The following is a 3,909-nucleotide window of genomic DNA, read 5'->3' on the forward strand; positions in this document are numbered from 1 at the left end:
TGTTGGGGGGGGGTGTCTTTTGGCCCCCCCCGCCTCCCCATACCCCCGCCCCCCCCCCCCCCCACGCCGGCGTCCACCTCGTCGAACAGGTAGGTCGGCACCGGGTCGGCACCGGCGAACACCACCTCGACGGCGAGCATCACCCGGGACAGCTCACCGCCGGAGGCGCCCTTGGCGATCGGCCGCGGCTGGGCGCCCGGGTGCGGGGCGAGCAGCACCTCGACCTCGTCCACGCCGTGCGGGCCGTAGGAGACCGTGCGGCCGTCGATCTCGATGCCGGACAGGTCGTCGACCAGGGTGATCGCGAAGCTCACCCGGGCGTGCGGCATGGCGAGCTCGGCGAGCTCGGCGGAGACGGCTGCGGCGAACCGGTCGGCGGCGGCGTGCCGGGCCGCCGACACCTCGGCCGCGAGCCGGGCCAGCTCGGCCCGCAACTCGTTCTCCTGCGCGCCGAGTTCGTCGATCCGCTCGTCGTCGCCGTCGAGTTCGGCGAGCCGCAGCGCGCCGGCCTCCGACCACTCCAGGACCTCGGCCAGGGTGCCCTCGGCGCCGGCGTACTTGCGCAGCAGCTGCGCGAGCACGGCCCGGCGCTCCTCGACGGCGGCCAGCCGCACGGGGTCGGCGTCCAGGTCGTCCGCGTACCCGGCGAGGTCGCCGGCGACGTCGGCCAGCAGGTAGCCGACCTCGTCCAGCCGGTCGGCGAGGGCGGCGAGCCGCTCGTCGTGCTGGCGGACGGCGTCCAGGGCCCGCCGGGCCTGGGCGACCAGGGTGCCGGCGTCGACCGAGTCCGGGTCCGCCGGGTCGCCGGCCAGCGCGGCGTGCGCCAGGGTCGCCGCGGAGGAGAGCGCATCGGCGTGGCCGAGCCGCTCGGACTCGGCGGCGAGCTCGGTGTCCTCGCCCGCGACCGGCTCGGCGGCGGCGACCTCGTCCAGCCCGAACCGGAGCAGGTCGGCCTCCTGGGCGCGCTCCCTGGCCCGGGTGGTCAGCTCCTCCAGCGTCGCGGAGACCTCGCGCAGCCGCCGGTACACCTCGCGGTAGCGGGCCAGCGGCTCGGCGACCGCCTCGCCCGCGTAGCGGTCGAGCGCGCCGCGCTGCCGGGAGGGGCGCAGCAGCCGCTGCTGGTCGGTCTGGCCGTGCACGGCGATCAGGTCCTCGCCGAGCTCCGCGAGCAGGCCGACCGGGACGGACCGGCCGCCGACGTGGGCCCGTGAGCGGCCCTCGGCGGAGACGGTGCGGCTGATCAGCAGCTCGCCGTCGTCCAGCTCGGCGCCGGCCTCCTGGGCGCGGGCGACCACCGGGGAGCCGGCGGGCAGGCTGAGCCGCCCCTCGACGACGGCCCGTTCGGAGCCGTTGCGCACCAGCGCCGGGTCCGCCCGGCCGCCGAGCAGGAGTCCGAGGCTGGTCACCACCATGGTCTTGCCCGCGCCGGTCTCGCCGGTCACCGCGGTGAAACCGGGCGCCAGCTCGACCACGGCGTCGTCGATGACGCCAAGATCCCGTATCCGCATCTCGTCCAACACGGAGACGACCTTACGAGGTTCCACCGTCGGTGCGCGACGAGCCCGGGCACCGGGGCGCCAAGTTCATCCCTTCCGGGCGGCTTGGGACGGTTCGCCGGACACCGGCGGGCCGGGCCGCGGGGCGGGCGGGCGAGCGGCCGTCCTCAGTTCCGTTCGGGGACGGTGCACCAGCGCAGGAAGAACTGTGCGAGCGGGCCGATGGCCAGGGCGTACGCGATCGTGCCGACGCCGAAGGTGCCGCCGAGCAGGATGCCGGCGGCGAGCACGGTCAGCTCGATGCCGGTGCGGATCAGCCGCAGCGAGCGGCCGGTGCGCCGGTGCAGGCCGGTCATCAGGCCGTCGCGCGGGCCGGGGCCGAGGCGGGCGCCGATGTAGAGGCCGGTGGCCAGGCCGTTGAGGACGATGCCGCAAACCAGCAGCGCGATCCGGGCGGGCAGCGGGTGCGGGGCGTCGACCAGCCGCATGGTGACGTCCATGGCGGCGCCGAGCACCAGCACGTTGCCGACCGTCCCGACACCGGGCCGCTGGCGCAGCGGGATCCACAGCAGCAGCACCAGGGCGCCGACCACGGTCACCCAGACGCCCACGCTCATCCCGAGGTGGCGGGAGAGGCCCTGGTGGAAGACGTCCCAAGGGTTGCCGCCCAGCGAGGCCCGCAGCATCAGGCCCATGCTCGTCCCGTACAGGGTGAGGCCGCCGGCGAGCTGGACGAGGCGGCGGCCGAGCCGGTCGGCAGTACGGGTCGGTGCGGCGGCGGTGGCGGCCATGGAGGCTCCTTGCAAGGGGAAGTGAATCGGCCCCATCATGAGGAGTCCAACCAGGTCCGATCCAGGGCCAATTCGATCCGAGTGGACTGGAGGCGCCGCGTGAGCGCCTGGCACAGCACCATCGGCCCGCCCGCACTGGCCCGCCTGCTGGCCGGCGCCCGCCTGCCCGAGCCCGCCGGCCGGGCCCTCCCGGCCTACCGCGCGCTGGCCCGCCGGATCGGCGCCCTGGTCGCCGACGGCCGGCTGCCGGTCGGCACCCGGCTGCCCGCCGAACGCGAGCTCGCCTCCGAACTGGCCCTCAGCCGCACCACCGTCGCCGCCGCCTTCGAGGCACTGCGGGCCGACGGCTACCTGCACAGCCGCCGCGGCGCCGGCAGCTGGACGGCCCTGCCCGAGGGCACCCGGCCGCCCGCCGACGCCCAGCACCCCGTGCCGCCGGACGAGCGCGACACCGTGGTCGACCTGGGCGTCGCCGCGCTGCCCGCACCCCAGCCGTACCTGGGCCGGGCCGCCGCCCGCGCCGTGGAGCAGCTGCCCGCCGACGCCGCCGGACACGGCCACTACCCCACCGGCCTGCCGGTCCTCCGGGAGGCCGTCGCCCGGCGCTTCACCGAACGCGGACTGCCCACCTCACCGGACCAGATCCTGATCACCACCGGCGCCATGGGCGCCCTGCACCTCGCCCGGCGCGCCCTGCTCGGCCTCGGCGACCGGGTGGCCGTCGAGGCGCCCAGCTACGCCCACACCCTCCAGTCGCTGCGCCGCGGCGGCGCCCGGCTGGTCCCCGTTCCGCTGACCGCCCCCGACGGCGTGCCCGGCTGGGACCTCGCCGAGTGGCGGCGCGTCCTGCGCGGCGCCGCCCCCCGGGCCGCGTACGTCATCCCGGACTTCCACAACCCGACCGGCGCGCTGGTACCCGAGGAGCAGCGGCGGGAGCTGCTCGCCGCCGCCCGGGCCGCCGGCACGGTGCTGCTGGTGGACGAGACCACCGCCGAACTCGGCTGGGGCGTCGAGGACGCCGCACTGCCGCGGCCGACCGCCGCCCTCGACCGGGCCGCCCAGGTGGTCACCGTCGGCTCGGCCAGCAAGCTGCTCTGGGGCGGGCTGCGGATCGGCTGGCTGCGGGCCGCACCGGCGCTGGTTCGGCAGTTGGCGAGCGACCGGGTCTTCAGCGACGTCGGCACCGCCGTTCTCGACCAGCTGATCGCCGCGGTCCTGCTCACCGAGCACCTGGACGAGGTGCGGGCGCACCAGCTGGACCGGCTGCGGGCCAGTGCCGACGCCCTCACCGCCGAACTCCGCCGGCGCCTGCCCGGCTGGCGGTTCGCCGTGCCGCCCGGCGGGCTGGCGCTCTGGCTGGCCACCGACGGGATCTCCGGCGCCGCACTCGCCCGGGCCGGCGAGCGGACGGGCGTGCGGCTCGCGGCGGGTGCCCGGTTCGGCGTGGACGGCGCCTTCGAGGACTATCTGCGGATCCCGCTGACCGTCCCGCCGGCGGCCGCCCCGGACGCGGTGGCCCGCCTCGCCGCTGCCGCCGAGGCGGCCGGCGCCGACCGCTGGCCGGGCGACCCGGTCGCCCAGACCCTGGCGGTGTAGCACGCAGCGGGTCGGCGGCCCTCGGC

Annotated in this window: 3 protein-coding genes; 1 reads left to right on the forward strand and 2 read right to left on the reverse strand. The window is 77.2% G+C overall.

Features of this window, described 5'->3' with window-relative positions; genetic code table 11:
- On the reverse strand, positions 1-1,508 hold a 1,508-nt coding region (gene recN / locus ACFV0G_RS35835; RefSeq protein ID WP_380556972.1), incomplete at its 3' end, for a DNA repair protein RecN.
- Between the two features lie 155 nt (positions 1,509-1,663).
- Positions 1,664-2,287 carry a YitT family protein gene (locus tag ACFV0G_RS35840; protein ID WP_380556968.1) on the reverse strand — a complete coding sequence of 208 codons (624 nt, stop codon included), beginning with the start codon at positions 2,285-2,287 and terminating at the stop codon, positions 1,664-1,666.
- A gap of 99 nt (positions 2,288-2,386) precedes the next feature.
- Between ACFV0G_RS35840 and ACFV0G_RS35845 the strand changes: the two genes are divergently transcribed.
- Positions 2,387-3,883: a PLP-dependent aminotransferase family protein gene (locus ACFV0G_RS35845; protein WP_380556970.1), complete on the forward strand. Its 1,497-nt coding sequence runs from the start codon at positions 2,387-2,389 to the stop codon at positions 3,881-3,883.
- The last annotated feature ends 26 nt before the right edge of the window (positions 3,884-3,909 follow it).

The sequence above is a fragment of the Kitasatospora sp. NPDC059571 genome, assembly GCF_042735675.1.
GTDB lineage: Bacteria > Actinomycetota > Actinomycetes > Streptomycetales > Streptomycetaceae > Kitasatospora.